Source organism: Novosphingobium aromaticivorans DSM 12444 (assembly GCF_000013325.1).
GTDB classification, from domain to species: Bacteria; Pseudomonadota; Alphaproteobacteria; order Sphingomonadales; family Sphingomonadaceae; genus Novosphingobium; species Novosphingobium aromaticivorans.
In genome coordinates, this window is sequence record NC_009427.1 from 436,773 (window position 1) to 462,056 (window position 25,284).

The 25,284-nt window shown below is 64.8% G+C and carries 15 protein-coding genes; 8 read left to right on the top strand and 7 right to left on the bottom strand.

Annotated elements, in window-relative coordinates; all coding sequences use genetic code 11:
• Positions 1 to 35: 35 nt before the first annotated feature.
• The gene (gene folD / locus SARO_RS19830; RefSeq protein ID WP_011907032.1) at positions 36 to 902 is read left to right on the top strand and encodes a bifunctional methylenetetrahydrofolate dehydrogenase/methenyltetrahydrofolate cyclohydrolase FolD; all 867 of its coding nucleotides are present in this window, start codon (positions 36 to 38) and stop codon (positions 900 to 902) included.
• Here folD and SARO_RS19835 read toward each other — a convergent pair.
• From SARO_RS19835 to SARO_RS19845, 3 genes are read right to left on the bottom strand one after another with little or no spacing between them, the layout of a single operon-like run.
• Positions 899 to 2,428: a DHA2 family efflux MFS transporter permease subunit gene (locus SARO_RS19835; protein ID WP_011907033.1), complete on the bottom strand. Its 1,530-nt coding sequence runs from the start codon at positions 2,426 to 2,428 to the stop codon at positions 899 to 901. The two genes, folD and SARO_RS19835, sit on opposite strands and share 4 nt — an antisense overlap.
• Complete coding sequence (locus tag SARO_RS19840) at positions 2,415 to 3,485, bottom strand: HlyD family secretion protein (protein ID WP_011907034.1); 1,071 nt, start codon at positions 3,483 to 3,485, stop codon at positions 2,415 to 2,417. The genes SARO_RS19835 and SARO_RS19840 overlap by 14 nt, the downstream gene beginning before the upstream one ends.
• Complete coding sequence (locus tag SARO_RS19845; RefSeq protein WP_234007487.1) at positions 3,478 to 3,864, bottom strand: MarR family winged helix-turn-helix transcriptional regulator; 387 nt, start codon at positions 3,862 to 3,864, stop codon at positions 3,478 to 3,480. Before SARO_RS19845 ends, SARO_RS19840 begins: the two co-directional genes overlap by 8 nt.
• A gap of 114 nt (positions 3,865 to 3,978) precedes the next feature.
• On the opposite strand from SARO_RS19845, the gene SARO_RS19850 reads away from it, so the two are divergent.
• The 4 genes from SARO_RS19850 to SARO_RS19865 all read left to right on the top strand — a co-directional run bounded on the left by SARO_RS19850 (position 3,979) and on the right by SARO_RS19865 (position 12,879).
• Positions 3,979 to 5,565 (top strand): acyl-CoA dehydrogenase family protein, encoded by a 1,587-nt coding sequence (locus SARO_RS19850; RefSeq protein ID WP_011907036.1) that lies wholly within the window; start codon positions 3,979 to 3,981, stop codon positions 5,563 to 5,565.
• The gene (locus tag SARO_RS19855; protein ID WP_011907037.1) at positions 5,565 to 6,422 is read left to right on the top strand and encodes an FAS1-like dehydratase domain-containing protein; all 858 of its coding nucleotides are present in this window, start codon (positions 5,565 to 5,567) and stop codon (positions 6,420 to 6,422) included. Before SARO_RS19850 ends, SARO_RS19855 begins: the two co-directional genes overlap by 1 nt.
• A gap of 376 nt (positions 6,423 to 6,798) precedes the next feature.
• Positions 6,799 to 8,487: an SARP family transcriptional regulator gene (locus tag SARO_RS19860; protein ID WP_143005010.1), complete on the top strand. Its 1,689-nt coding sequence runs from the start codon at positions 6,799 to 6,801 to the stop codon at positions 8,485 to 8,487.
• Positions 8,488 to 8,547: 60 nt separating this feature from the next.
• A complete protein-coding gene (locus SARO_RS19865) occupies positions 8,548 to 12,879 on the top strand; it encodes a Dyp-type peroxidase domain-containing protein (RefSeq protein ID WP_011907039.1) in 4,332 nt (1,443 codons plus the stop codon).
• Positions 12,880 to 12,926: 47 nt separating this feature from the next.
• On the opposite strand, the gene SARO_RS19870 is transcribed toward SARO_RS19865, so the two are convergent.
• The 4 genes from SARO_RS19870 to SARO_RS19885 form a co-directional block, all read right to left on the bottom strand.
• Positions 12,927 to 13,616, bottom strand: coding sequence for an RES family NAD+ phosphorylase (locus tag SARO_RS19870; RefSeq protein WP_011907040.1), 690 nt, complete (start codon positions 13,614 to 13,616; stop codon positions 12,927 to 12,929).
• A gap of 3 nt (positions 13,617 to 13,619) precedes the next feature.
• Positions 13,620 to 14,003, bottom strand: a complete 384-nt coding sequence (locus SARO_RS19875) for an antitoxin Xre-like helix-turn-helix domain-containing protein (RefSeq protein ID WP_011907041.1) — start codon at positions 14,001 to 14,003, stop codon at positions 13,620 to 13,622.
• Between the two features lie 161 nt (positions 14,004 to 14,164).
• On the bottom strand, positions 14,165 to 14,707 hold the full coding sequence (locus SARO_RS19880; RefSeq protein WP_011907042.1) for a helix-turn-helix transcriptional regulator: 543 nt from the start codon (positions 14,705 to 14,707) through the stop codon (positions 14,165 to 14,167).
• Positions 14,708 to 14,771: 64 nt separating this feature from the next.
• The gene (locus tag SARO_RS19885) at positions 14,772 to 21,023 is read right to left on the bottom strand and encodes an autotransporter outer membrane beta-barrel domain-containing protein (protein WP_011907043.1); all 6,252 of its coding nucleotides are present in this window, start codon (positions 21,021 to 21,023) and stop codon (positions 14,772 to 14,774) included.
• A 335-nt stretch (positions 21,024 to 21,358) separates the two neighbouring features.
• On the opposite strand from SARO_RS19885, the gene SARO_RS19890 reads away from it, so the two are divergent.
• The 3 genes from SARO_RS19890 to SARO_RS19900 are packed head-to-tail and all read left to right on the top strand — an operon-like array spanning position 21,359 to position 25,172.
• On the top strand, positions 21,359 to 22,573 hold the full coding sequence (locus SARO_RS19890) for a tyrosine-type recombinase/integrase (RefSeq protein ID WP_010890944.1): 1,215 nt from the start codon (positions 21,359 to 21,361) through the stop codon (positions 22,571 to 22,573).
• Positions 22,564 to 24,696 (top strand): tyrosine-type recombinase/integrase, encoded by a 2,133-nt coding sequence (locus tag SARO_RS19895; protein WP_010890943.1) that lies wholly within the window; start codon positions 22,564 to 22,566, stop codon positions 24,694 to 24,696. Before SARO_RS19890 ends, SARO_RS19895 begins: the two co-directional genes overlap by 10 nt.
• Positions 24,693 to 25,172 (top strand): hypothetical protein, encoded by a 480-nt coding sequence (locus tag SARO_RS19900; protein ID WP_011445585.1) that lies wholly within the window; start codon positions 24,693 to 24,695, stop codon positions 25,170 to 25,172. Before SARO_RS19895 ends, SARO_RS19900 begins: the two co-directional genes overlap by 4 nt.
• Positions 25,173 to 25,284: the final 112 nt, after the last annotated feature.

The window sequence follows — 25,284 nt, forward strand, 5'->3', positions numbered from 1 at the left end:
CGGGAAGACCGCGTGGACTGGGATCGGGACGGACAATGGCGGAAATAATCGACGGCAAGGCGCTTGCGACACAGGTTCTTGCGCGCACGGCCGAGGACGTGGCGCAGATGATCGCGGCGGGCGCCGGCGCGCCGGGACTGGCGGTAATCCTTGTCGGCAACGACCCGGCAAGCGAGGTCTATGTTGGTCGCAAGATCGCGCAGTGCCGCAAGGCGGGCATCCGCTCGATCGAACATCGACTGCCGGCCGATACCCCGCAGGAACAGGTACTGGCGCTGATCGACGCGCTCAACGCCGATGAAGAGGTGCACGGGATACTGGTGCAGTTGCCGCTGCCGCGGCACATCGACGCGGCGCTGGTCCTCGACCGGATCGATCCGGGCAAGGACGTCGACGGGTTCCATCCGGTCAACGTCGGGCGCCTTTCGACAGGGACGGGCGGGCTGGTGCCCTGCACGCCGCTGGGCGTGATGATGCTGCTCGACAGCGTGATCGACGACTATCGCGGGCTGAAGGTGGTGGTGATCGGCAAGTCCAACATCGTCGGCAAGCCGGTCTCGATGCTATTGCTGGAGCGCGAGGCGACGGTCACCGTCACGCATATCGAAACGCGCGACCTGCCCGACGTGGCTCGCAAGGCGGACATCATCGTCGCGGCGGCGGGCGCGCCCCATCTCGTGCGCGGATACTGGGTGAAGCCCGGCGCGGTGGTGATCGATGTGGGCATCAGCCGCGTGACAGACCACGACGGCGTGACCCGCATCGTCGGGGACTGCGCGACGCACGAACTCGATCACGCAAAGGCAGTTACCCCGGTGCCGGGCGGGGTAGGGCCGATGACCATCGCCTGCCTGCTCAGCAACACGGTGCTGGCCGCGAAGATGCGCGCGATGAAGGGTTAGCCCTTCTTCGCGCCTGTCCGCACCAGCAAGAGCAAGGGAATCGCGACGAAGCAGGCCATCGCCATAGCGTAGAAATCGTTGATGTAGGCGATCATCGCTGCCTGCTGGTTGACGAGGCCGTCCATCACCCGCAGCGCGGTCTCGGCGGTGCCGCCATAGGCGGTGATCCGGTCGAGGTTGAACGGCACCAGAGACCGGGTGACGTGTGCGCCCAGCTCGGCATGGTTGACCTGGATATTGCGCGCCAGTTCGACCGAGGCGGCGGCGATGCCGATCGAGGAACCAAGGTTGCGCATCAGGTTGCCAAGGCTCGACGCGTCGGTGCGGTACTGCGGCGGCAGGGTCGCGAATGAGATCAGGTTCATCGGCATGAACGTGAAGCTCAGGCCAAGGCCCTGAAGCAGGCCGGCCATGATGATCGGGGTGCGGGGCATCTCGGTCGACCAGCCCGTCATCATCCACATCGATGCGCCCATGAGCGAGAGGCCGAAGGCGAGCAGGATGCGCGCGTCGACCTTTGCCATGAACCTGCCGAACAGCGTGATCGAAGCCAGCATCCCCACACCGCGCGGCGCTAGAAGCATGCCCGATTGCAGCGGGGTGTAGCCATAGATCTGCTGGAGCAGGCCCGGCAGGAGCGCCATGACCGACATCATCACCAGCCCGATCAGGAACATGAAAGCAAGGCCGACCGTGAAGTTGCGGTCGTGGAACAGCGCCGTCGGAAACAGCGGATTACGGCTTCCCGAAAGGTGGAACAAGCCGAGCCACGCGCAGGCACCGGCGACGACCGCGTAAGTCACGATCTCTGCCGACGCGAACCAGTCAAGGGTGAGGCCACGGTCGAGGATGAGCTGGATCGACGAGACCGTCAGCGCCACCAGCAGCCAGCCCGTCAGGTCAACCTTGCGCTCGCGCGTCGGGGTCTTGGGAAGGTACAGGAGAAGGAGCAGGAAGCACAGCACGCCGACGGGCACGTTGACGTAGAACACCCAGCGCCAGTTGTAGTTGTCCGTCAGGAAGCCGCCGATGATCGGGCCGGTGATCGGCCCGAGCATGACCCCCTGGGTATATATGCCCATCATCCGCGGCCGCTCCGCCGCCGTGCTTGAATCCAGGGTGACGGTCTGTGCCAGCGGCGACAGGAACGCGCCGCCGAGACCCTGAAGCACGCGGAACAGCACCATCTGCTCAAGGCTCTGCGCTGCGCCACACAGCATCGAGGCCGCGGTGAACAGGAGGACAGAGGCGAGCATCATGTTGCGGATGCCGACCCGATCGACCAGCCAGCCCGCCAGCGGCAGCGCGACCGCCGAGGCAAGGACGTAGCTTGTCAGAACCCAGGTGATCGTATCCTGCGTGGCCCCGAGAGAGGCGGTCATGTGCGGAAGCGCGACGTTGGCGATCGTCGTGTCCAGCGTGTACATGATCATCGCCGCCATCGTGCCGATCAGCATCAGCGTGCGATTGCGCGATACGAGCGGGGGCGTATCCGCCCCGGCCGAACCCGGATTACTTGCCGACATGGACCGTGACGTCGGAGCTGAGCCCGGCGATCAGTGGGCGCGGCGACTTGTCCTCGATCGCGATGCGCACGGGCACGCGCTGGATCACCTTGACCCAGTTGCCGGTGGCGTTCTGGGCCGGGAGGACCGAGAATTCCGAGCCGGTGCCCGCGCCGATGGATTCGACGCGGCCCTTGAGCTTGAGGCCGGGATAGGCGTCGATCTCGATATCCGCGCGCTGGCCGGGGCGCATGTGATTGAGGTCGGTTTCCTTGAAGTTCGCCTCGATCCGCGCACCGCCATCGCGCACGATGGACAGCATCGGCACGCCCGGGAACACCATCTGGCCGATCTGGAGGCGGGTGACCTGCGTGACGATCCCGTCGGCCGGGGCGCGAACGACCGTGCGTTCGACATCGAGCGCGGCCTTTGCGCGATTGGCCTGGGCGGCGGCAATCTCCGGGTTGACGCCGGGCACCTGCGAGCCCTGCGCCAGTTCGGCACGGGCCTGTTCCACTTCCGCCTGGATCGAGACGATGCGGTCGCGCGCGGTGGCGACGGCATGTTCGGCAGCGTCCATGCGGGCGCGGGTGTTGAAGCCGCGATCCATCAGCGCCTTTTCACGGGCATAGTTGGCCTGGGCGAGCGCAAGGTCGTCGCGCGCGCCGGCAAGATCCGCGGCCTTGGCGGTGACGTCGGCGTTGAGAGCGATCACGCGGGCCTGCGCGGATGCGATCTGCGCATCGGCCTGGCGCGTCGCCACGGTGAAACTTGAGGGATCGATGGTGAACAGCACGTCGCCTGCCTTGACGTGCTGGTTCTCCTTCACCTTGACCGAGGTGACGAGCCCCGTGACTTCGCCGGCAACCGAAACGATGTCCTGCTTGATGTAGGCGTTGTCGGTTTCGACCACGCCGGGCCGACCGAACCAGTACCAAAGGCCACCACCGATCGCGAGAATCGGGCCGAGGGCCATCAGTACGGTGCGCAGGCGCTTGCTGCGGGTGCGTCGTTCGTGCTCGCCAACGGCACGGGCGGCACTGGATTCCTGGATGGGAAAAGGATCGGCTTCAGCCATCGGTCTGGTTCGCTTCTTGAGTGATTTCGTCGGAAAGATTGGCCCGCACGCGATCGAGCAGCGTGATGAGCTGCTGGGTCTCGGCCTCGGAGAAGCCGGCGACCGCATCGGCCAGCACGTCCTGCGCGCAGTTTGCCATCTGCTGCATCAGGGCCTCGGCCTTGGCGGTGAGGTAGAGCCGCCAGCGGCGGCGGTCTGCCGGATCGTCGCGCCGCTCGACCAGTTCGAGCTTTTCGAGGCGGTCGATCATGCGGCCGGCGGTGATCGCTTCCACTTCGAGCCAGGCGGCAAGGACCCCCTGGTTGGTGCCGGGTGTGCGCTGGATCGCGGCGAGCATGCGCCACTGCGGGCCGGTCACGCCAAAATGGCGTGCGGCCACGTCAAATCGTTTGCGGAACAAACGACCGACGTCAGATGACAAGAAGGCCACGTTGACTCGCATGACGTGCCGATAATAGCTATGCTTACATTGATCAACGCACAAAAGGGACAGATGCACCACAAGGCACTGGAATCGGCGCTTGTCTTTCGGGCCGAGGCGCAAGCCGCGTTGGCCGCGAGGCTGGACAGGCGGCGCATCGACGAAGAACAGCGCGCGGCACACGGCTTTGCCTGGGTCGCGACATCGGTCGCGGCGCTGGAGGCTGTGGCCGCCTGGGCCGCGCGGGAGAGTGCGACGGCACTGGACCGCGCCGTGGCCCAACTTGCCTTTGCAGAGACCGTCGCCCAACTCGTTGGCGGCTTGCCGATGAGCCAAAGCGAGCTATTCAGGCCCGCGGATCTTGGCCTTGGCAAGGCGGCGCGCGTCCTGGAGGCGGAATGCGCAGCGCTGGTCGATGCCGATCATGCCGGGCTTCGCGCGCAAGTGGCCGAGGCGCTGGCGGATGGGCAATGGCCGTCCGATCACTTCGACGATGGCGAACTCGACGCGATCCGCGACCAGTTCCGCCGCTTCACCGACGCGGAAATCCTGCCCAACGCGCACGAGTGGCATCTCGCCAATGCGCTGATCCCGGACGGGACGGTGCGCGCCATGGCCGAGCTTGGCACTTTCGGCGTATGCATTCCGGAAGAACACGGCGGGTTTGGCCTCGGCAAGCTGGTGATGTGCGTCGTGACCGAGGAGCTTTCACGCGGGTGGATCGGCGCCGGATCGCTGGGCACGCGCTCCGAGATCGCAGGCGAACTGATCGTCCTGGGCGGGACCGAGACGCAGAAGGCGCGCTGGCTACCTGCCATCGCCAGCGGAGAAGTGCTGCCGACCGCAGTTTTCACCGAACCCGATACGGGGTCGGACCTTGGCTCATTGCAGTCGCGCGCGCGGCGGGGCGAAGACGGCGGTTGGATCATCGACGGGGCAAAGACCTGGATCACCCATGCCAGCCGTTCGGACCTGATGACGATGCTCGTGCGTACCGTGCCCGACGCCAGGGGCTATGCCGGACTTTCTATGCTGCTGGTGCCCAAGCCACGCGGGACGCAAGACGATCCCTTTCCAGCGGAGGGGATGAGCGGGAGCGAGATCGAGGTGCTCGGCTATCGCGGGATGCGGGAATATGCGCTCCAGTTCGATGGAATGCGGGCGCCGGGCGATGCGCTGCTGGGCGGCGAGGAGGGGCAGGGCTTCAAGCAACTCATGCGCACATTCGAGGGCGCACGCATCCAGACTGCTGCTCGTGCGGTTGGCGTGGCGCGCCGGGCGCTCGAGCTCGGACTGGATTATGCGTTGTCGCGCAAGCAGTTCGGCAAGGCCATCGTCGGGTTCCCGCGCGTTGCGGACAAGCTGGCGATGGGCGCGGTTGACATCGTCATGGCGCGAGAACTGACTTATGCCGCCGCCAGGGCCAAGGATTCGGGCAAGCGCTGCGATATCGAGGCCGGCATGGCCAAGCTGCTCGCTGCACGGGCGGCGTGGTCCAACGCCGATGCCGCGCTCCAGATTCATGGCGGCAACGGCTATGCGCTCGAATACGAGATAAGCCGGGTGCTGTGCGACGCCCGCATCCTCAATATCTTCGAAGGCGCGGCCGAGATCCAGGCGCAGGTGATTGCGCGCGGCCTGATGGAAGGTCGCAACTGATGGGCGAATGGGACGCATGGATTGGCCGGGGCGAGCGCCGCGTCGACCGGATCGACGAAGGACTGGCCGCGCGCTGGGCGGCCACGCTCGACCGGGAAGGGCCAGCCAATGGCTCCGTGCCCCAGGGCCTGCACTGGTGCCTGTGCCTGCCCGACGCCCCGACGGCAAGCCTGGGGGCGGATGGACACCCCTTGCGCGAGGAGGGACCCGGCGGCTTCCTGCCACCCGTTCCGTTGCCGCGCCGGATGTGGGCGGCAAGCGAGGTCGAGTTCCTGCGCCCGCTGTGGGTGGGCGAGCAGGTGGAGCGTGTTTCCACGGTGGCGGGGATCAGGGAGAAGTCGGGGGCATCCGGACGGCTCGTGTTCGTCGAGGTCGTGCATGAACTGCGCGGGGCAGGGGAACTGGCCGTGCGCGAGGTGCAAAGCATTGTCTATCGGGAGGCGGCGCCAGCGGGCACTCCGCCCGTTCCGGCAGCGGGCGAGGGGCGCTTTGACGCGGCCGGATGGCCCGCCAGTCGGACAGTCCGCCCTTCCGAGCCGCTGCTGTTTCGCTATTCCGCGCTGACCTTCAACAGTCATCGCATCCACTACGATGTTCCCTACGCAACGCAGGTCGAGGGTTATCGCGGCCTTGTCGTTCACGGACCGTTGACGGCAACGCTCCTGCTCGATCTCGCGCGGCGCGAACTGGGCGACAACGGCCTTGCGACCTTTTCCTTCCGGGGCCTCTCACCCGCGATCTGCGGCGAGCCGCTGCACCTCGCCATGCGGGCGGCGGGGGAAGGCCTGGAACTTGGCGCCTTTGCCGATGACGGGCGGCAGATCATGGCAGCCCGTGCTGCGCCGCGCATTGGTTAACGGGACAGTCTGCGCTGCTTCGCACTTCTCCGCCCTGGGGGATTCGTCGGTGGATTGGCACCAGTCGCCTTGGATTCCTCGCGGGCATCGGCATCCCCGATCACTTGCTCGTGTCCCGTCTCGTGAAAGTTCCGTGAAAAAGGCGTCCCACGGGCGGTGAAGGGTAATTTTATGCTTAACTTGCAGCTGGATTGGCGGCACTTTGTTCTTCGCGGGTGCAGCGCAAAAAATAATCAGAAGGAACTTTGACGAGGGCCGTCCACACCGGGCGCGCCCGAAATGTATTCGTGCGAGATCGATGGGTGCGAAGTTGCGTTTAAATCTCAGCCTGTTCGGGCACCCCCGTCTTGGCCTGACCAATGGGGAACGCGTCCCGTTGCGCAGCAAGAAAGGGACCGCGCTTCTCGCCCTCCTAGCCACGGCCGAAAAGGGTGAGCGATCGCGGACCTGGCTCCAGCAAAAGCTGTGGGGATCGCGCGATGTCCATCAGGCCCAGGCCAGCCTGCGCCGCGAATTGGCGAACTTGCGCAAGCTGGTTCCGCTGGATCTCGATTGGCTGGTGTCCGACAATCATTCCGTGCGCATCGACCTCGATCTCGTTGACGTCGATGTGCGGGGGCCGGCGAAGGACGCTCCGCAGGGCGAGTTCCTCGAAGGCCTCGATATCCCCGGCGAAGAAGATTTCGAGGACTGGCTGCGGGAAGTCCGAGCGCAGTTTTCGCAGACGCAGGCATCCGGGCGGTTTGACAAGGGCGGGCGCGACGACATCGCCGGGGGCAGGTTGCGTGGTCCCGTTCGGGCGGGAGCCGATTTCTCTCCCTTTGCGCAGGCTCTTGTCCCAGTCGCCGAACCGGCCGAACTCCGGCCCGTGCTCGCCATCCTGCCGGTGCGCGGTCTCTTCACGTCGCAGACCGAAGAGCCGTTTCTTCAAGCGGTGACGCGCCTGCTCGTCAGCAGCGTAACCCGTCTTCGCTGGTTGCCGGTGCTGACCGCGAGCGTTGCTGACGACAGCATCTACGGCGCAATCGGGCCAGAGGATGCAAAGGCCCAGGCCAACGCCAGATATGTGCTGGAATCGGAACTGGTGCGTTCGGGCAGTCAGGCGATCCTGAGCTTCACCTTGCTGGAAATGCCCCTGCGCACGGTCCTGTGGAGCGACAGCGAACCCGTTGCACCGACTTTCGACATCCACGAGATCGAGCAAGTCCTGTTTCGCGCGGTCAACCTCCTGTCGGCGCGCTTCGATCGCTGCGAGCAGCATCGGGTCATGGCCCGCAAGCCCGATCCCGCCAATCTTGCGGATGCGGTCTGGCGGATCCGGTATCACCTCCAGAAGTTCACGCGCGAGGACATGGCAACCGCGGCGCAACTGCTGGATCAGGCGTTCGAACTCGATCCGCACCACGCCGAACTTGCCATGCTCCGCGCCAACCACGTGATCTGGGATCACTGGCTGCGCCGCGTTCCCGTCGAGAAGTGCGATGGGCTCGTGCCGCTGGCCCGTGCCGCAGTGCGCGCGGACCCGGCGGACGCACGCGGGCCGCTGTTCATGGGCGTGCTCGAGACCTGGCGCAGGAATACCGAACACGCAATCCGCTATCTGGAGCGTAGCTGCGAACTGAACCCCTGCTTCCCGGCAGCCTTTTCCCATCTTGGCGCCGCCTATTACCTCAACGGCAAGCCCGAGCGCTCGATCGAGCCGCTCGAGCGCTCTCTCTATCTTTCCCCGATGGATCCGTTCCGCTTCTTCATTCTCGGAGAACTCGGGACAGCGCGCTTGCTGTTGGGGGAGCACGCCGAGGCGCTGCGCATTGCGCGCGAAGTGCAGCTTACCCATCCCAACTATGTCCTCGCCCACATCCTCGAGACGAATGCGCTCGTCGGGCTGGGAGAGATGGAACGCGCGCGGGCGGCCTGGTCGCGATTGCTGGCCGACCGGCCCGATCTCTACGAGGGCATGCTCGCCTGGATTCCCTTTCGTGAAACGAGCTGGCTTCAGCGCCTTCGCCAAGGGTGCGACCTGATTGCTGCCGACTGGCAAAAGCCCAGGCTCGCAGCCGGATAACCTGCCGTCCCGGCACGCCAGCGGCCGGTCGGATATACTGTTGCTGGCGAGGGGCACCCGATGTTCGAACCGAAATACCTGCGCATGCAGTGGCTTGGCGCACGCCGCAAGAAAGAGCGCGGGTCGATGGACTTCTCGCTGGATTTCATGCGGCCGAAGGGCGTGGCGGGGCAGGTGGCAGCGGCGCTTTTCCGACGGCTTCTGGTGCCGGTGCTCTTCGTGCTCCAGTGCTTCTGGCCGGTGCTACGCTGGCGTCGCTTCCTGCTGGTCACGCGCGCCGATGACGTGGCTGCGATCCTGGGTGATCCTGAAGGTTTTCCGGTACCGTTCGGCCCTGAAATGCAGAGCCTTGGCGCAGGGGCAACCTTCCTTCTTGGTCTCGAGGGTCCGGATCACGACCGGCAGCGCCGGATCATCACCAGCGTCGTCAAGCGAAGCGACCTTGCCGGGCTGGAGGCGCAGGCGGACAGCTTTGCCAAGGCGCTGCTCGAATCCTCCAAGGGCCGGATCGACGCCCAGCGCGACCTCGTCCAGCGCGTGGCTGCCGAGACCTGTGCCCGCTATTTTGGCCTGCCCATCGACGATCCGGACCTGTATGCCGAATGGACGATCGCCTGCTCGCAGCTTCTGTTTGCCGATCCGCTCGGCGATCCGGTCGCGCGAGACATGGCCGAAGCGGCTGCGGCACGCATCGGCGCACTGATCGACCGGACAGTAGCGGCAACGCAATCCGGTGGCCATGAACATGCCGCGCCGCCCGAGACGCTCGTCGCGCGGCTTGTCGAATTGCAGGCCGCAGGGGGAGCGGACGCACCGACGAATGAAGAGATCCGGGCCATCCTTCTCGGCCTGTCTGTCGGCTTCGTGCCGACCAACAGCATGGCGGGCGGCAAGATTCTCGATCTACTTTCGCGCAAGGGCGAAGCGCGGCGCGAGGCCATCGAGGCCGCGCGCGCCGGCGATGCGCAGCACTTCGAGCAGGTGCTGCGCGAAGCGATGAGGCTGGCGCCGGCCATCGCCCCCGGCCAGTGGCGCTGGACGCGGCAGGATACGCAGTGGATCCGTCCGGGCGGTCGAACCTTTCGCGTCAGGCGCAACACGCTGGTCATGGTCGCCACGCAGATCGCTCTGCGCGACCCTCGCAAGGTCGTTCGGCCGTGGCGTTTCGAGTATGACCGTACCGATACGCCGCCCCTCGTCTTCGGCAATCATGCGCATTCCTGCATCGGCGAACATATCGCGATTGCCCAGTTGCGCGGCAGCCTGATGCCGTTGCTGGCGCAGGATGGCATCGAGGATTCCCTGAACAGGCTTCGCGTGAAATGGCTGGGGGCGTTTCCCGAGCACGCCTGGCTGCAATTCGACCACGACGAAGGTGCCCAAAAGGGACAGTTTATCGTGATCGAGGCCAAGGCCGGCACCACGGCCGAGCTGAATGCCCGGATTGCGGAAATCGACGCGCGTCTCGAACGGTTGCGACCGCGGCTCGATCAGGCGGGGTTGCTTCACTTCTGCTCGATGACGGCCATCGACGCCCCCACCACGCGGCCGCCAGAGGAACGCGGCGACGGGCGCACCACCGATACGCTGCTGGTGATCGAGGTGAATGGCGATGGCGAAGGGACGCGCGCCATCGCTGCCTTCGTTCGTGCAATGAATGCCGAGCTTCGGGCGCTGCTGGCAGCAGCCGGCGTGGAGCCGGGACTGGACCTGGTAACTTATCTGCTCGACAAGCGGCTCGACCTGACCAGCGCCCCATGGGGCGCGACGGCGCTGCAGTTCTATGGTCACCAAGGTCTGAGCGCGCGCGACATTGCGGCCCAGGATGAGTTGGCCGGCATTGCCAGCGAGGCGCTTCAGGCGACCTTGCAGGCCAATATCGGCCTCGTGGCCAGCGCGTCTGCCACCTTGCGCGAGGTCCGGCGACGCATCGTGGCCCGGCCGGACGGCGCCCGCTGGGCGGCGTACATGCTCAAGCCGTCGCAGGCCAGGATGGACCTCAGCTGGTGGGACGATCCGCTTGATGGCGGTTTCGTGCTGCGCCTGCTGCGCACCCGTGCGATGAAGCGGGTGGGGCTTGTCCTTGTCGCGGTGGCGCTGGCATCGGCATGGGCGATCGGTCGGAGCGAAGGCTTCACATGGGGTGGCCTTGTCAGTCTGCCGCACCTTCTATGGCTCGGCATTGCCGGCGTCATGGTCTCGCTTTCGGGCGGTGCGCTGGTGGCGGGCGGGTTCGTTGCGATGCTTCGCCTCAAGGAAAGCCGTGATGTGCCCGATGGCGCAGCGCCCTCGCTCGACCATCTGCGCGAATGCGCGGCGCACGAGGACAAGCCCGACCACGTCCACAACCACATCCTGGTCGTCACGCCGTTGAAGAAAGGATTGATCCGCCGACTGGCGCTTGCACTGGCGCTGTGGGGGATCGCGATGATCGTGACCTTCCGCTTCCGGCCCGGCTTCGTGCTCAACATGGGCACGATCCACTTCGCCAGGTGGGTGAGATTGCCCGGCCGCGACACCATGGTCTTCCAGTCGAACTACGACGGTAGCTGGGAAAGTTACCTCGAAGACTTCATTACCCGAGCGCACTGGGGGCAGAGCGCGGCCTGGTCGAACGGGGAGGGCTTCCCGCGAACGCGCTTCCTGATCTCCGGCGGCGCCGAGGACGGCGACAATTTCAAGCGCTATGTCCGGCGCAAGCAGGTGCTGACCCGGTTCTGGTACGCCCGCTTTCGCAACCTGACGAGTGCGGCGATGCGGCGCAATGCGCTGATCCATGACGGGCTGGCGCGGGCGCGCACGGAAAGCGAGGCGCGCAGTTGGCTGGCCCTCTTCGGGTCGGGACAGCTTACCCGCGACCGGCTCGAAAGCGACGAAATCCAGTCGCTGGTCTTTACCGGCTTCGGCAAGCTGCGGCATTCGACTGCGCTTCTCATCCGGTTCGGCGAGCAGGCCGATGACAATCGCAAGTGGTTGCGCAACCTGACCGGCTTCCGCAACGCAACGCCCGACAAGTCGCTCCTGTTCGAGATGGACGAAGTTCGCGAACGCCGCCTGGGCCGCGTCACCTTTGGCGAGGCGGAAAGGTTCGGTACAGCAGTGAGCCTCGGCCTGAGCGCCGAAGGCCTTCGCGTGCTGGAGATGCCCGCATCCCATCCCGAGCGCGGGTTCAACGCGCTGCCCGGGCCGTTCGCCTTCGGCATGACCAACCGCGCACGAAGGCTGGGCGATGATGGGGAGGAAGCTCCGCAGAACTGGCGCTGGCGCGACGCCGAGGATGGCGCCGTCCACGCGATACTGCTCCTCTACGCTGCCGACGAGGAAGGGCTGGCGCGGCTCGCGGCACTGCACCGGCGCTTTGCGGAACGGGCAGGGGTCAGCGTGGTCGATGAAGTGCCCACCACGGCGCTTCCTCAGAACGGCCACGCCTACGACCACTTCGGCTTCCGCGACGGGATCGTGCAACCGGTGATCGCCGGGACGGCCAAGGCCGCGTTGAACCGCGTGCCCAGCGATATCATCCCGCCCGGCGAAATGGTGCTCGGCTACGCCAACGCGCAGGGCTATCTTACGCCCGGTATTCCGGTGGACAAGGCTGACGACCCCTTCGACCGCCTGCCGGAAATGCCGCGCGAGCCACAGCGCTATCCGCGCTTCGGCGGCGATGAAGGTGCGCGCGGGCCCCGCGATTTCGGGCGTAACGGGGCATTCCTCGCCGTCCGGCAGCTTGAACAGCATGTCGTCCGCTTCAGTGAGGCAATGGAAGCGGCCGCCAATCAGATACACGACAACTATCCCGAACTGCCCTCGCTTCTGGGGCATGATGTCGATGCGAACTGGGTGGCGGCACGTCTGGTCGGGCGCTGGAAGAACGGCGCGCCGCTCATGCGCAATCCGCTTGAACCGGACAGGAAGAGCCCCGAACTGCCCATGCTGTTCGGCGCCGACGATCCTTCCGGCCTCCAGTGCCCGCTTGGCGCACACGTGCGCCGCGCCAATCCGCGCGACAGCTTCGAGCCGGGCGATCCGACCGAACTGGGGATCGTCAACCGTCACCGCCTTGTCCGGCGCGGCCGCAGCTATGAAAGGCCTGCCAGTGATGGCGGCGCGCCCGAACAGGGCCTGCTGTTCATGGCGGTTTGCGAAGATCTGGAGAGGCAGTTCGAATTCGTGCAGCGTAGCTGGCTGGATTCTCCGGCGTTCCACGATCTGGACCGCGAAAACGACCCGATTGTCGGGCGGTGTCCTGCCGGACACAAGCGCAGCTTCAGGATACCGACGTCGAGCGGACCTATCCAGGTCGATGGGCTGCCCCAGTTCGTGACCCTGCGCGCGGGCGGCTACTTCTTCCTGCCGAGCCGCAGCGCCATGCTCTGGCTGGCGCGGGTCTGAAACGGAAACGATGCCGGGGCGTATAGGGCGCCCGGCATCGTCCGGCCTCAGCCCTCGAGGCTCTTCTTCTCGTAGACGGTCTTGATGATGGTGCCGTCCCATACATAGCAGAGGTGTCGTTCCTGCCGACAGTTTGACAGGAGGCGCGGCCGGAAAGCGGCGGCGCATTCGCCGCCGGGGCGGCGGACGCTCAGGTAGCGGATGCCGTCCGATCCTGTGTCGCGCAATTCGCTCGCGAGACCCTGGGCGCTGGCGTAGTTATCGGGATCGTAGAGATCGGCATGGCTGTCCGCCAAGCCGCGGATGTCATGGAGTTCGGCACGGAGGTCGACCGCATAGACGCGCATGTCGATCTCCTGGCCGGGTTCGTCGGTCGCGGCGAGGAATTTGGCGCGATGATGCTTCGTTTCCGCGATCGCGGTGTCCAGCGTGAAGCTTGCGTAGAAGACGCCGAAGCTGCCGTCGGTGAAACGGCTGCCTTCGGGGTTGAGATGGGTGAAGGCGGCCATGATCGGCGACGTGCCGGGACCCGACACGCGGTCCTCCGGCGGCACGAGCGCGAGAGCGCCCACCTCGTCACGCAGCCGGTCATTGGTCATCGCCTCGATCTGGAAGACCGCATCGAGATCCTCCGGCAAGGCGACGTTCTCGAACAGCCCGATCGGCGGAAAGCGGCTCGGGATGATGCGATAGCAGGGCGCCCAATGCGTTTCGGTGACGGGAATCTCGTCGAACACGGTTCAGCCGCGCTGCCCGTCGATATACTGCCGCACGACATAGAGATCAGAGACGTTCCCCGAAATCATCCGGTCGAGCGCCGACCGTCCGGCGAAGACCTTCGCCTTGTTCGGCTTGCGCACCCATTCGTCAGCGGTGGCGGGCACAAGGATCTGCAATCCCTTGTAGATGCCCATCACATAGGAAATCCGTTCAAGCGCGTCCTTCGACAGCGCCGCGACCTCGCCGCGTTTCCAGTTCTGCAGGGTGGAGCGACTGTCGAGTCCGAGGATCGCCATTTGCTCGCCTTCGTTGAGGTCCCACGCATCGGCGATCTTGAAGAAGGTGCGCAGAGCCGGCCCCGTAAGGCCTTTCCGATCAATTGTCTTTGCTGTCGCCGTCGCCATGTCGGGCTCCTTTAAACCGCAATATGTTCCCTTCAGGATCGAAAGTCAATTTTTGCCCCGAAAAGGATCATTTTTCGCCTCGGGCTTGCGCGGGTCTGAAACGGAAACGATGCCGGGGCCTTGTCGGCGCCCGGCATCGTCCAGCCTTCAGGAATCGATTGTCAGTACCGGTTGAGCAGGGCGTGGACGAGGATCGCCAATTCCTGCTGGCTGCCGCAACCGGTCTTGCGCAACGCGCTCTTGAGAAGATTGCGCGTCGTTGTGATCGAGCTCTGGCTGTCCCGCGCGATCTGCGTCAGCGAGGAGCCCGTGCTGACCTGCAAGGCAATGTCGGCCTCGCGGCGGGTCAGCGACAGCCGCGAGATGGAGGCGAGGTCTTCTTCCGAAATTGCCGCCTGGGGAACCTGGACGTAACCGAACAGGAAGGCCCGGTCCCATTCGAGGATGTCCAGGGCGACATAGCGCGCGACTATCGGAGGGTAGCCGGTCATCGCGATAGGTACGCGGGTCATGGGGCCTCCGACGGCTGCCGGTCTTTCGCTGAGGAAACGTCCCAGCATCTGGTCGGCAGTCCGGCCCGTTGCGGTGCGATGGACTGCCATCAGGACATCCCCTTCCCAGATTGCCTTGAGGTGGTTGGGGAATATGCGGTTCGTCGCGTTGAAGAACCACAGGATTTCGTTTGGCAATGATCTGCTTGTCATAGGACCTCTCACGAGGTTTGGCCGGACAGCGCCCCTCTCAAGGAACTGCCCGGCCAAATTCTCATCAGAAGCCGATCACGACTCCCGTGCGGATGGCTGCAACGTTGTTGCCGCCGCCAGTCGAGTAGCTGCCGCGGACGAAGACGCCCGAGCGCGTCCCGATGTCGGCGAACAGACCCGCCTGGACCGTGACGAAGCCGTCGGGATCGACGCCCTGCAGACGGAAGTTCTGCGCCGGAGCACCCAGGAACGCGACGGTGCGATCCGCCTCGTTGTCACCCTGGAAGCTGTAGCTGACCGAGGCTTCCGGACGGATCGTTGCGAGACCGGTCTCGAACTCTCCGCCAAGCTTCACGCCGACCGTCGGCGTGAACACGGTCTTGCTGGCTTCGGCAACCGAGAGCCCGACCGAGCCTGCACCTTCTTCGGCGAAGCCGTCGAAGCTGTAGTGGCGCAGTTCGAGCTGACCGAACGGCGAAACCGTCAGTCCACCGGTCTGCAGCGCGTACTCGATGCGCAGGTCGCCGCGGGTTTCCTTGCTGTCGAAGTCGGCCGTGGCCTTGCGCGACAGGGTCGGAAGCGAGCGGTAGGCGTCCCAGTTGCTCCAGCCGAACACGAGGTCCGCAGCAACGGTCAGCGCGCCGAACGACTGGCGGGCATAACCGCCGACCATCCAGGTATCGGCATTGGCCTTGGCAAGGCCATCGTCCGAGTGGCTGTTGGTCCGGCCATAGCCGAAGCCAATGCCGAACTCGCCCGAACCGGTCGCCACACCGAAGCCCGCCGAACCGCCGTAGTTGTCCGAACGGATCTTCGAAGCGCCGGTTGCCGCGTCACCCGAAGTGCGCACGAAGTCGCCGGTGGGCTGGATCCACAGGTTGAACCCGGTGGCGCCTTCCGGAAGACGACGGTTGCTGAGCACGTCGATGAACGGTGCGGTCGTGCGGATGGTGGCGATCGAACCGTAGTACGAACCGCCGCCCAGCTCGGTCAGTGCCTGGGTCGCCTGGGCCAGCGTAAGCTGGCTGTCGAGCCCGGCCATGACCGTTGCGAGGTCCTGCGTCAGTGCGAACTCCTGCACCGAAGCGAACGTCGCAGTCCCGGCCGCATCGGCGGTCAGGTCGGCCACCACGCCCGGCAGCGCCGCCGAGAGCGCAGCACCGGCCGCAGCGGCATTGCTGTTGGCCGCAGCCGTCTCGTAGCCCTTGCGATCGGCCACGACCGCCACGATCGTCCTGCCATCCGAGGTCCGGCTGACAAGATCGAAGGCAACGAAGTTGTTGGCCGTACCGGTGGCAACGGTGGCGTTTTCAGTGACATCGCCCGAGACGCTGAACAGGTCCAGCGACTGGCCGTCCAGGAACAGCCCGCCCTTCGGCATCAGCACGTTGACCGTTCCGGCGAGGTCGAGATCGCCATCGATGGTCCACGAGCTGGGTGCGTAGAGCGCGGCATACTGGGAACCGAACGCCTTGTCCGGGGTGGTGAACAGGCCCTGCGAGAACAGGATCTGCTGCACGCCCAGCGGCTCGTTTGACGAAGCCGAGCCGTTGATCGACGGATCGACCACGCGGACCAGCGACGGCATCATCGCCACCGTCAGCGAACCGCTGCTGGTCTGGACGAAATCGCCCTGCTGGTAGACGTCCACGCCGGCGATGGTCTGGGTCGCGGTGCTGGTCAGGTTGGAACCGAACGGCGTCGGGACGAGCGTCTGGCGGGTGCCCAGAACGAGGCTGCCCGCGTTCTTCACGTCCCCGCGGATGCCGAAGACGCCGCCGTCGTCGGTGGCCAGCTGCACTTCGCCGGTCAGGATCTCGAACTGGCCGAGATCGAGGGTCCATTCAGCCGGATCGACATCGGTCGCCGCGACATAGGAAGGGCCGGTCAGCGTGAACACGCCGGTACCAAGCTTGTTCAGCTTTTCGACGCCATGGACGCCGCCGCCGAGCTTGGCCGTCGATGCCACGTTCACCACCGTGTTGGTGAAGCGCTCGCCGGTATCAAGATCGTATTCGGCATAGACACCGCCGTTGGTGACGGAGTTGTTGCCGAGGTTGACCGTGGCGTTGATCACGCTGGTCAGCGGATGGCCGTCGGCATCGACCGCCGTGGTGTCGACCGCTGCGGTGGTGACTTCGCCGCCATCCGACGGAGCGAGGGCATAGTTGCCGAACGCGCCGCCGATCCGGATGTCGCCTTCGACCGTACCGTTCTGATTGACGGTATAGGTCTGGGTGAAGGGCGCTTCCGGCTGGGCCGTAACCAGCTCTTCGCCAATCTGGGTCAGAGTGTCGACGCTGGTCGTGGTGTAGTTGTCCACCGACTGCCCGACCGCGATGTCGCCGCCGATCGTGCCGCTGTTGGTGACCGTGCCGGTTGCACCCGCCAGCGAGACCGATCCGGTGACCAGGCCGCTGTTGGTGATCGCCGCATTGCCGCCCACCGCCGTGTATTCGACGACCGTGGTATCGACGCGGGTCACGTCATAGAGGTTGATCTGGTCGACAGTCGTTACGGTATCGGTCCCCAGCGCATTGGCCGAAAGGCTGCCGAAGATCTTGCCCGTATTGACCGCCGTGGCACCTCCGACGCTCGCGACAGTGACCGAGGCCAGCGTCGCGCTGTCATCGCCGTTGTCGTAGCCGATCGTGCCGGCATTGGTCAGCGAAGCGGGACCACCGACCGCGGTCGAAGTACCTTCCTCGTGGTAGGTGGCAAGGCCGATGGCGGGATCGGTGAACTCCGAGCTGGAGGTGGTGGCCGCATAGGTGCCGCCAACGTTCAGTTCGGTGTCGTATGCGCCCGCCAGAACCGCGCTCTTCGCGCCGATCGTGACGGTCGAACCGCCCAGGCCGCTGACGTCGATGTCGCCATAGGACGCAGGAACGTCGAGCGATGCGGCATTGACCGCAAGGCTTGCCGTTCCGCCCACCGGGGTGGAGGTCGATTCCGTCGTGGTGACATAACCGTCCGCGTCGGTGTGGGTCGTGCCGGCACTCGTTCCCGAGAAGCCAACCGCGTCCACGACGATGTCGGAGCCAACCTGCCCGGTCAGGGCAACAGTCGCGTTTCCGGCATTGGTGTCGACGAACAGGTCGCCGCCGATCGTACCGGCGACAGTCGCCGAAACGTTGCCACCGTTTGCGGTGCTGCTCGATTCAGAGGCAGTATCGACGGTTGTTTCACCATCGGAAACCACCGTGGTCGAGGTACCCGCCGATTCCGAGTCCGACCCGCCGGCATAGACGTAGGCCGAGCCACCGATCGAACCGGCCGAGGCGAGGTCCAGCGTGGCACCGCCCTTGGCGCCGCTGACGCTGACATAGCCACCGACTTCGGCATTGCCGATGCTGACCGAACCTGCGCTATCCAGGTTGGTGCTCGACGATTCCGACGCTTCCTCGAGGGTATAGCCCGTCAGGTCGCCGTCGACGTAAGTCCCGACTGTCGAGCTGGTTTCGGCGAACGTGCTGTTGCTGCCGAAGGTCGCGGCATGCACGTCGAGATTGCCGCCAATTTCGGCACCGTTGCCGAGCTGCGCGGAGGCATCGCCATCGGCGTTGACTGTCGCGTTGCCGGTGATCGTGCCGCCCGCAACCGCAAGCGAGCTGTTGCCGCCCGTGCGATCGTAGGTGCCCGACGAGGCCTCGTCGTAGGTGCCTTCGAAGGTGTTGCCGTCGGCGTCGTTGGCGTAGTGGGTGGTCTCGGTATAGGTCGACGTCGAGGCGCTGCCCGAAGCCGTTTCGTTGAAGCTGCCGAAGATCGTTCCGCTTACCGTCGCCGTGCTGTTCCCATTGGCGAACTGCGTGACCGAGCCGTCGGACGCACCGGAATTGGTGAATTGCACCGCACCGTTGAAGCCATCGTAGGTCCCGGTGACGTCACCGCCATCGTCGTTCGAGGACGAGCTGACGCTCTGCGTGTAGTCGGAGACAAACCCGCCTTCAGCACCCGGCGTGAAGACGCCCGTCTCGAGCGATTCGTACGCGAAAGTCGAAGCGGAGGAGTTGCTCGACGCGTAGGTCGTTCCGGTGACCACACCGGCGTTAGAGACTGTGACGCCGGCATCGCCGCTCACGTTCACGGACCCGACAACCAGTCCGCCAGCGGCGTTGGCAAACGATGCGCTGCCTCCGGCAGAAGCCGACGAGCTTTCGTAATGCTCCGCTTCGGACGTGTTCACCACGCCGGTCGTCCTGTCGACCGTGAAGGTATTGGCCGAACCGCCGGAGTTGGCCGTATCGGTCGCGTCCGCAACCACCGAGACCGGGCCGTTGATGCGGCCGGCGTTGGTGACCGACGCATCGCTATTGGCATGGAGCGAGACCGAGACGGGGCTTTCGTCGTTCAGTCCGACGAGGCCACCGGCCGCATTGGTCAGGCTGGCGGAGCCGCCCGTGGCCGTGCTCGCGTTGGCATATTCGTAGGTGGACTCGGAAGCGGTGACACCAACGGTATCTGCCGTCTCGTCGTAGGTCGAAAGCGACGCGCTGGTAGAGTCCGACCCGGTCGAGCCGAGGTTGACGTTAGCGTTGATGATCCCCGCGTTCTGCACCTGGGCACCGGCGAAGCCGTTGACCGAGAGCGACGAGCCCGGACCGTTGCCGATCGTGCCGCCGCTGGCGTTGGCCACGCTGGCCGTGCCGCCGATGGTCGAAGAGCCCGAGGTGGTTTCATCGCTATACGAATAGGCGGAACGATAGGTGCCTTCGCCGGTGTCGGTGAAGGTGTAGGTTTCGCTCGTGGCGCCGCTGCCCGTCGAGGTCGTGCCCGACGAATTCACCAGTGCGCCGTTGACCAGTTCACCGCCATTGGTGAGCGTGGCATCGCCGATGGCATTGAGGTTGGCGTATCCGGCCGACGCGCCCTGGGCGTTCGTCACCGAAGCTGCGTTGCCGACATTGCCGCTGGTGAAGGCATAGCCCGAAGTATAGGCATCTACCGAGACGCCGTCCGCCGAGGTGAAGGTGCCCGAATTGTAGGAAGTCACTTCCTGGTTCGAGACATATTCGTTCGAGCGGGCGTTGAGCGCTCCGTCCACCTGACCGCTGTTGTCGATCGTGGCGTCGCCGTCCGCACGAGCATTGATTGCCCCGCGAACGATGCCGTTTTCCCCGACCGTTACAGAAGCCGTTCCGCCGGTGCGGGCGTTGGTGGCAGTGAAGTTGTTGGTGTAGTCACCGCTGGCATTGACCACGGTGCCGGTTTCGTCCTCGCTGTGCGAGACGCCGAGCGCGCGTGCATTGACCGACGAGGAGAAGCCCTCGCGGCCCACGGTGCCATCGACGGTCACTTCGGCAGAGGTAAGGCCCGCAGCCGTCACTGCGCCCGAAACGAAGCCGCCTTCGCCGATGTCGACCGATGCGTCGCCACCCATCGTGGCGAATTCCTCGTGCGTGGCATAGCTGGAGCCGGTCGCGGTCGTGACGTATTCGTAGTCCGATGCCGAGTGGACTTCGCCCAGGTTGGCGATCGCGTTCACCTGCGCGCTCTGGTCCTCGGCGCCTACTGCCCCGTCAACCGAGACGCTTGCCGAAGCGAGGCCGACAGCCAGAACGGCGCCCGATGCGCCGCCCGCTTCCACCGCGACATCAGCGCTTCCGCCGGTGTAGTCGCTGGAGGAAGAGCCCGAGACGGTCGTGGTGCCATCGACGGTTTCGGTGGTCGGGCCGGTCGAAGTAGAAGTCGTGCCGATGCTGATGGCCTGCACGTCGCGCAGGGCAGAGGACACCATCTCGGTGCCGGCGGTGCCGATCGTTCCGTCGACCGCGATGGACACGTTGTCCTGGCTGGCCGCCGATACGGCAATGCCCGATCCGCTCTTTACCGCACCGGTGCGGATCGTGACCGCGCCTGCGGCCGTGACGCCGATGCCGTTGTCGATCGTGCCGCTGTTGACGATGTTGACTGTGCCGCCAACGCCGTTGACCGAGACGCCACCGGTGATCGCACCGAGGTTGGCAAGGTCGAAGGTGTTGTCGCTGCTGGTGGAGGTTCCTGCGTAAACGATGCCAACCGGCGCCACCGAGGTGCCGACGGTCCCGCGATTGGTGATCGCGACCGCGCCCTGCTGCGTCGGGGAGAGGGCAGTGCTGGGCTGGACGACGGTCGCGCCGGTGCTGATGCTTACCGTGACGGTCGAACCGGACACGGCGTTGGTCGCAGTATTCACGCTGTCGGCGGTGTTGTCGGTCCCGGCGACCGTTACGGTGGTTCCGCTGGTCGTAGTGGCGGCCTGGACCTGGGCCGCGAGGCCCACGGCAACGGCCGCACTGGCTGCGCCCAGGGCAAGCCTGCTCTTGTTGGTTTTCATGTGGGAGTCCCCCATTGCTTGAGTGCGAGACCACCGGTGCCGAACGGCCCTTCGGGGACCTGATCGAGACCGGGTGCCTCGCGACAAGTAATGAAGGCCGCCCGTCCCAAATCCGTGATCCGGGCGTGAGGGGAACGTGAAATGACCGTGATAAAAGGAAAATCTGGGTTCGCCACGCGAGCGGACCGACAGGGCGGTCCTCCGCCGACACGCACCTTTTAAATCGATAATAATGATTATGTTAATACCGATACCATAACTGTCCATGTAAACTGTGTCCAGTGTGATGGCGAAAGGCTTGCAGTCACGGGGGTCTTTCAACAGTATCAGCGACCGTGTCCACTCCGTTCGCTACGACGCCCTGGCAGGCTGCGCGCATCGAAATGCCCGGCGGTCGCCGGTCGTGGACGGTATTGGATGATGACGGCGATGTCGTCGAGTGCCTTCGTCACTGGATCGTCCATCTCGAACAGACCCATGCGTCACCAAACACGATCCGCGCTTATGTTCGCCACGTTGTGGACTTCGCTAGCTTCCTCGGCGCAAACGGCGCCGGCATCCATGAAGCCACGGTTGCGCTGTATGACAGCTTCCTTGCCTGGCGGCTTGCCCGCCGAAAGGATGCGCTGCCAAGTCCTCGGCTGATCCTGCTACGCAAGCAGGAAACGCGGATTCTGGCACCATCGACGCGCAACCAGATCCAGCTCGCGGTCAAATCGTTCTACCGCTTTTACAACGGCACTGACGACTTCGCGGTCGATACGACCGAGGTCACAAAGGCCTATGACGGCCACCGGATCTACAAGCCGTTCCTTGAGCATATCAGCCAGCGACGGACGACACGGCGCAAAGACCGTTATCTCTCGGGCGATCCCGGCCGGGTCCAGCAGCAGGTGCTCAAGAAGCGGCTGACGCCGAGCGAGGTTCTGCGGCTGATCGAGGCCTGCGGGCTCGCGCGCGACGCCTTCCTGGTCGTGCTGCTCTACAACACCGGCCTTAGGATCGGTGAAGCGCTGGGCCTGCGCCATGTCGATATCGATCTCGCCGAAAAGGTCATCTGGGTCGTTCCGCGCGAAGACAATGCCAATGAGGCCCGTGCGAAATCGGGCCGGACGCGCGGTGTGCCGGTGCACGACTACGTGCTCAACATGTACGTCGATTACATCACCAGCGACGAATATCTGCCAGCCTTCGAGTCCGGCGCCGAGTACGTCTTCACCAATGTCAAAGCCGGCGTCATCGGGCACGCCATGAGCCTGTCCTACGCGCAGAAGCTCGCGGGCCTGCTGGAGCAGCGCACCCATATCGCCTTCAGCTGGCACATGTTCCGCCACAGCCATGCATCCGAGGCGATCGCGGCGGGATACAGCCTGCTCGAAGTGGCCGACCGGCTCGGGCATGCCAGCCCGCAAACGACAGCGGCGTTCTATCAGCACCTGTTCGCCTCGGAAATCCGCAGGCTTTACCTCACAGGACCCGACGAGGTGCATGAAAGGCTTGAGAAACTTCGCGAGGCTGAGCTGCTCGGAAAGGATCTGCGATGGGCCTGACGCCGCTGGCGCTCGTCGGCGGCACGCCGCACGATACCGATCGCTACAACAACTGGCTTGAGGGGCGCCTCGCGGAGATATCCCCCCTCCTCGTCGCCAATCCCATTTGGTCGGACGCCATGATGGGTGAGGTGTTCGGCCATCCCTGGCTGAGCCAGACATACGCAAGCTTGCCGCTTCAGGCTGCGGTTCCGGTACTCACCAACGAGATCAAGGCTTACCTGGCGGTATCCGTTCTCGACGATCGCAAGGCGGACGCCCACTGGTTCCAGCGCCGGATCCCGGTGATCCGCTATCTGGTAGAGGAAGGCGCGGACCTGCTTGGTCACTTTGAGGCGGGCTGCCTTGCCGACATCCCTCACCCCGGCTTCGCGCCATCAGATGACGAGGGTGCGCGCAAACGGAACCACCACAACGATGCAGTGCTGGAGTGCTACGCCGCCTGGTATGGCGCGAATTATGGACGGCGCAGGCAAAGCCAGACCCGCCAGTGGATCCGGGGCGGCAAGATCGTCACCAGCGAGTTCCGCTCACCGGAAGTGCAGCTGTTCGGTGATATCCATCGCTTCGCGATCATCAACCGGGCGCAGATGGCACCGATGCATGACCGCGACATCATCCTGCTCAACGATCTCTACAGCGAGGAGGACACACGCTTCCGCGATCGGCAACGGCGAAGCGACACCTATATCAACTTCCTGAACTTCGAGCCGTGGCTGCGCCCGCTGATGCGCGGCTTCCTGCTCGACAAGGTCGCACATGGGGAATTTGCGCCAAGAACGGTGATCGCGATGCGATCTCGGTTACGGCTGTTTGCGCAGTTCCTCCACGAAGAATCCGTCGCTGGTCCTGCGAAGATCAACGAACTAACGATGGAGCGCTATCTTGCATGGGGAAACGCGCGCAATGCCGCCGGCAAGAACTGGTACACCGACATCGTCCAACTGATGCGGGCAGCACCGGTGCTACTGCCGGGGGAATGGCCGCGGATCGCGCTCGACAAGCGCGCGGCGCGGCGCATCCGTTACAAGCAGGCACCGGATGACCCGCGCAACCGGCTCTACGCTTCGCGAGAGGGCGCCAACCGGGCGGCGCCTCCTGAGGCCTTGGCCGCGATGATGGCCAGGCTCGATGAACTGCCTGCCCCTATCCCGGTAATCTTCATGATCGGGATCACCACCGGTGCGCGAGCCGAAGACCTGCATGCCTTGCTCTTCGACTGCCTGCGGCCCGATCCGCACGACAAGCGGTTCATGCTGTTCACGTTCTGGCAGAACAAGGTCAGCCGCTGGAACACCAAGCCCTTGCTGGCGACCGATCCCGCGCACCGGGCCATGATCGAGTTGATCGAAGCCCAGCAGGATCGCGTCCGGCAGCGTTACGGGCGCGCCACGAAATACCTGTTCCCCGTCTTTTACGGCAAGCGGGAATCGTTCCTCGGCTACAACTGGACCTTGCAGGAGCTCAGGATGCTGTGCCTCAGGCACGGGATCGTCGATGGCGAAGGCAAGCCGTTCGACTTCTCATGGCATCCGTTGCGCCACCATCGAGGGACACAAATGGCGGCCGAAGGCCACGACATCCTGAGCATCATGTTCGAGCTCGGCCATGCCTCGCCGGATATGGCGTCGATGTACGTCAACAAGCGTCTCGATCTCAAGAAGAACGCCTTGCTGCGAAAGGGTGGCGGCCAGTTCTTCACAATCGCGGGCAAGGTCGACGAAGCGGTCGGCGATCTCCTGCTGCGCAAGGAAACCATGCTGGCCACGCGGGTCTGCGGCGGCGCCTGCACGCTGCCAGGGCAACTCGGCGAATGGTGCGAGCACGCCCACGCCTGCCTGACCTGCCGGTTCTTCCGCGCCGATGGCGGCGACGTGGAGCACTTCCGCTGTGAACGGGCCGGACTTTACGCCGCGATCGAAGGGCTCGAGCAGGAAGCGCAGAACTACGAGGAAGGCGGACAGACCCGCATGGCCGACATCACGCGAAAGCGCCTGCAACGCAATAAGGATGCGGTCCACAACACCGACACCATCATCCGCTCCATCGAGGAGCACGGCCTCTACAAGGGTGAAAAGCAGCGCTACAGGCCGGCCACTGCTCGAGAGGAAGCGACGTCATGACCATGGGACCGGATCTGCGGATCGCAACACTCAACGATGCCCGCAGCCGTCGTAGCGCAGAGAAGCGCGCTGCAGTCGAGGATGCGATCATGCGGCTGCGCGACACCAGGCAGGCTGTGACGTTCGTCTCGGTGGCACGTGAAGCAAAGGTCAGCCGCCAGTACCTCTACAACAACTTCGCCGACGAGATCGGCGAGGAACGCGTCGAAACCCGCGCGGAAACCGAGGTGATAGACGGCAAGAAGGTCCCGCTGCGAACGCCCGAGGAATATCGGCACATCGAAGCGGCACTCCGCAACAAGATCGAGCGCCTTGAGACCGAGCTCCGGGATGCCCGTGCCGAAAGGGCTAAGGCGGACCGAACGGCCGAGCGTGAGCGCGGTAAGGCGGAACACTGGCGTCAGCTCTACACGGCTGTCCTAGCTCGCGTATCACCGGGACAGTCGCCCGAGCCGCTGCCCTCCTCTGAAGACTGAACCGTCACGCTGCGATCGGGTTACGATCAAGCGAGTAGGAAGTGAGCCGCCTACGGCGTCTTGCACTTCCAACTCCCTTGATCGTCCAAATTATGAGCGAAACACAATGGAC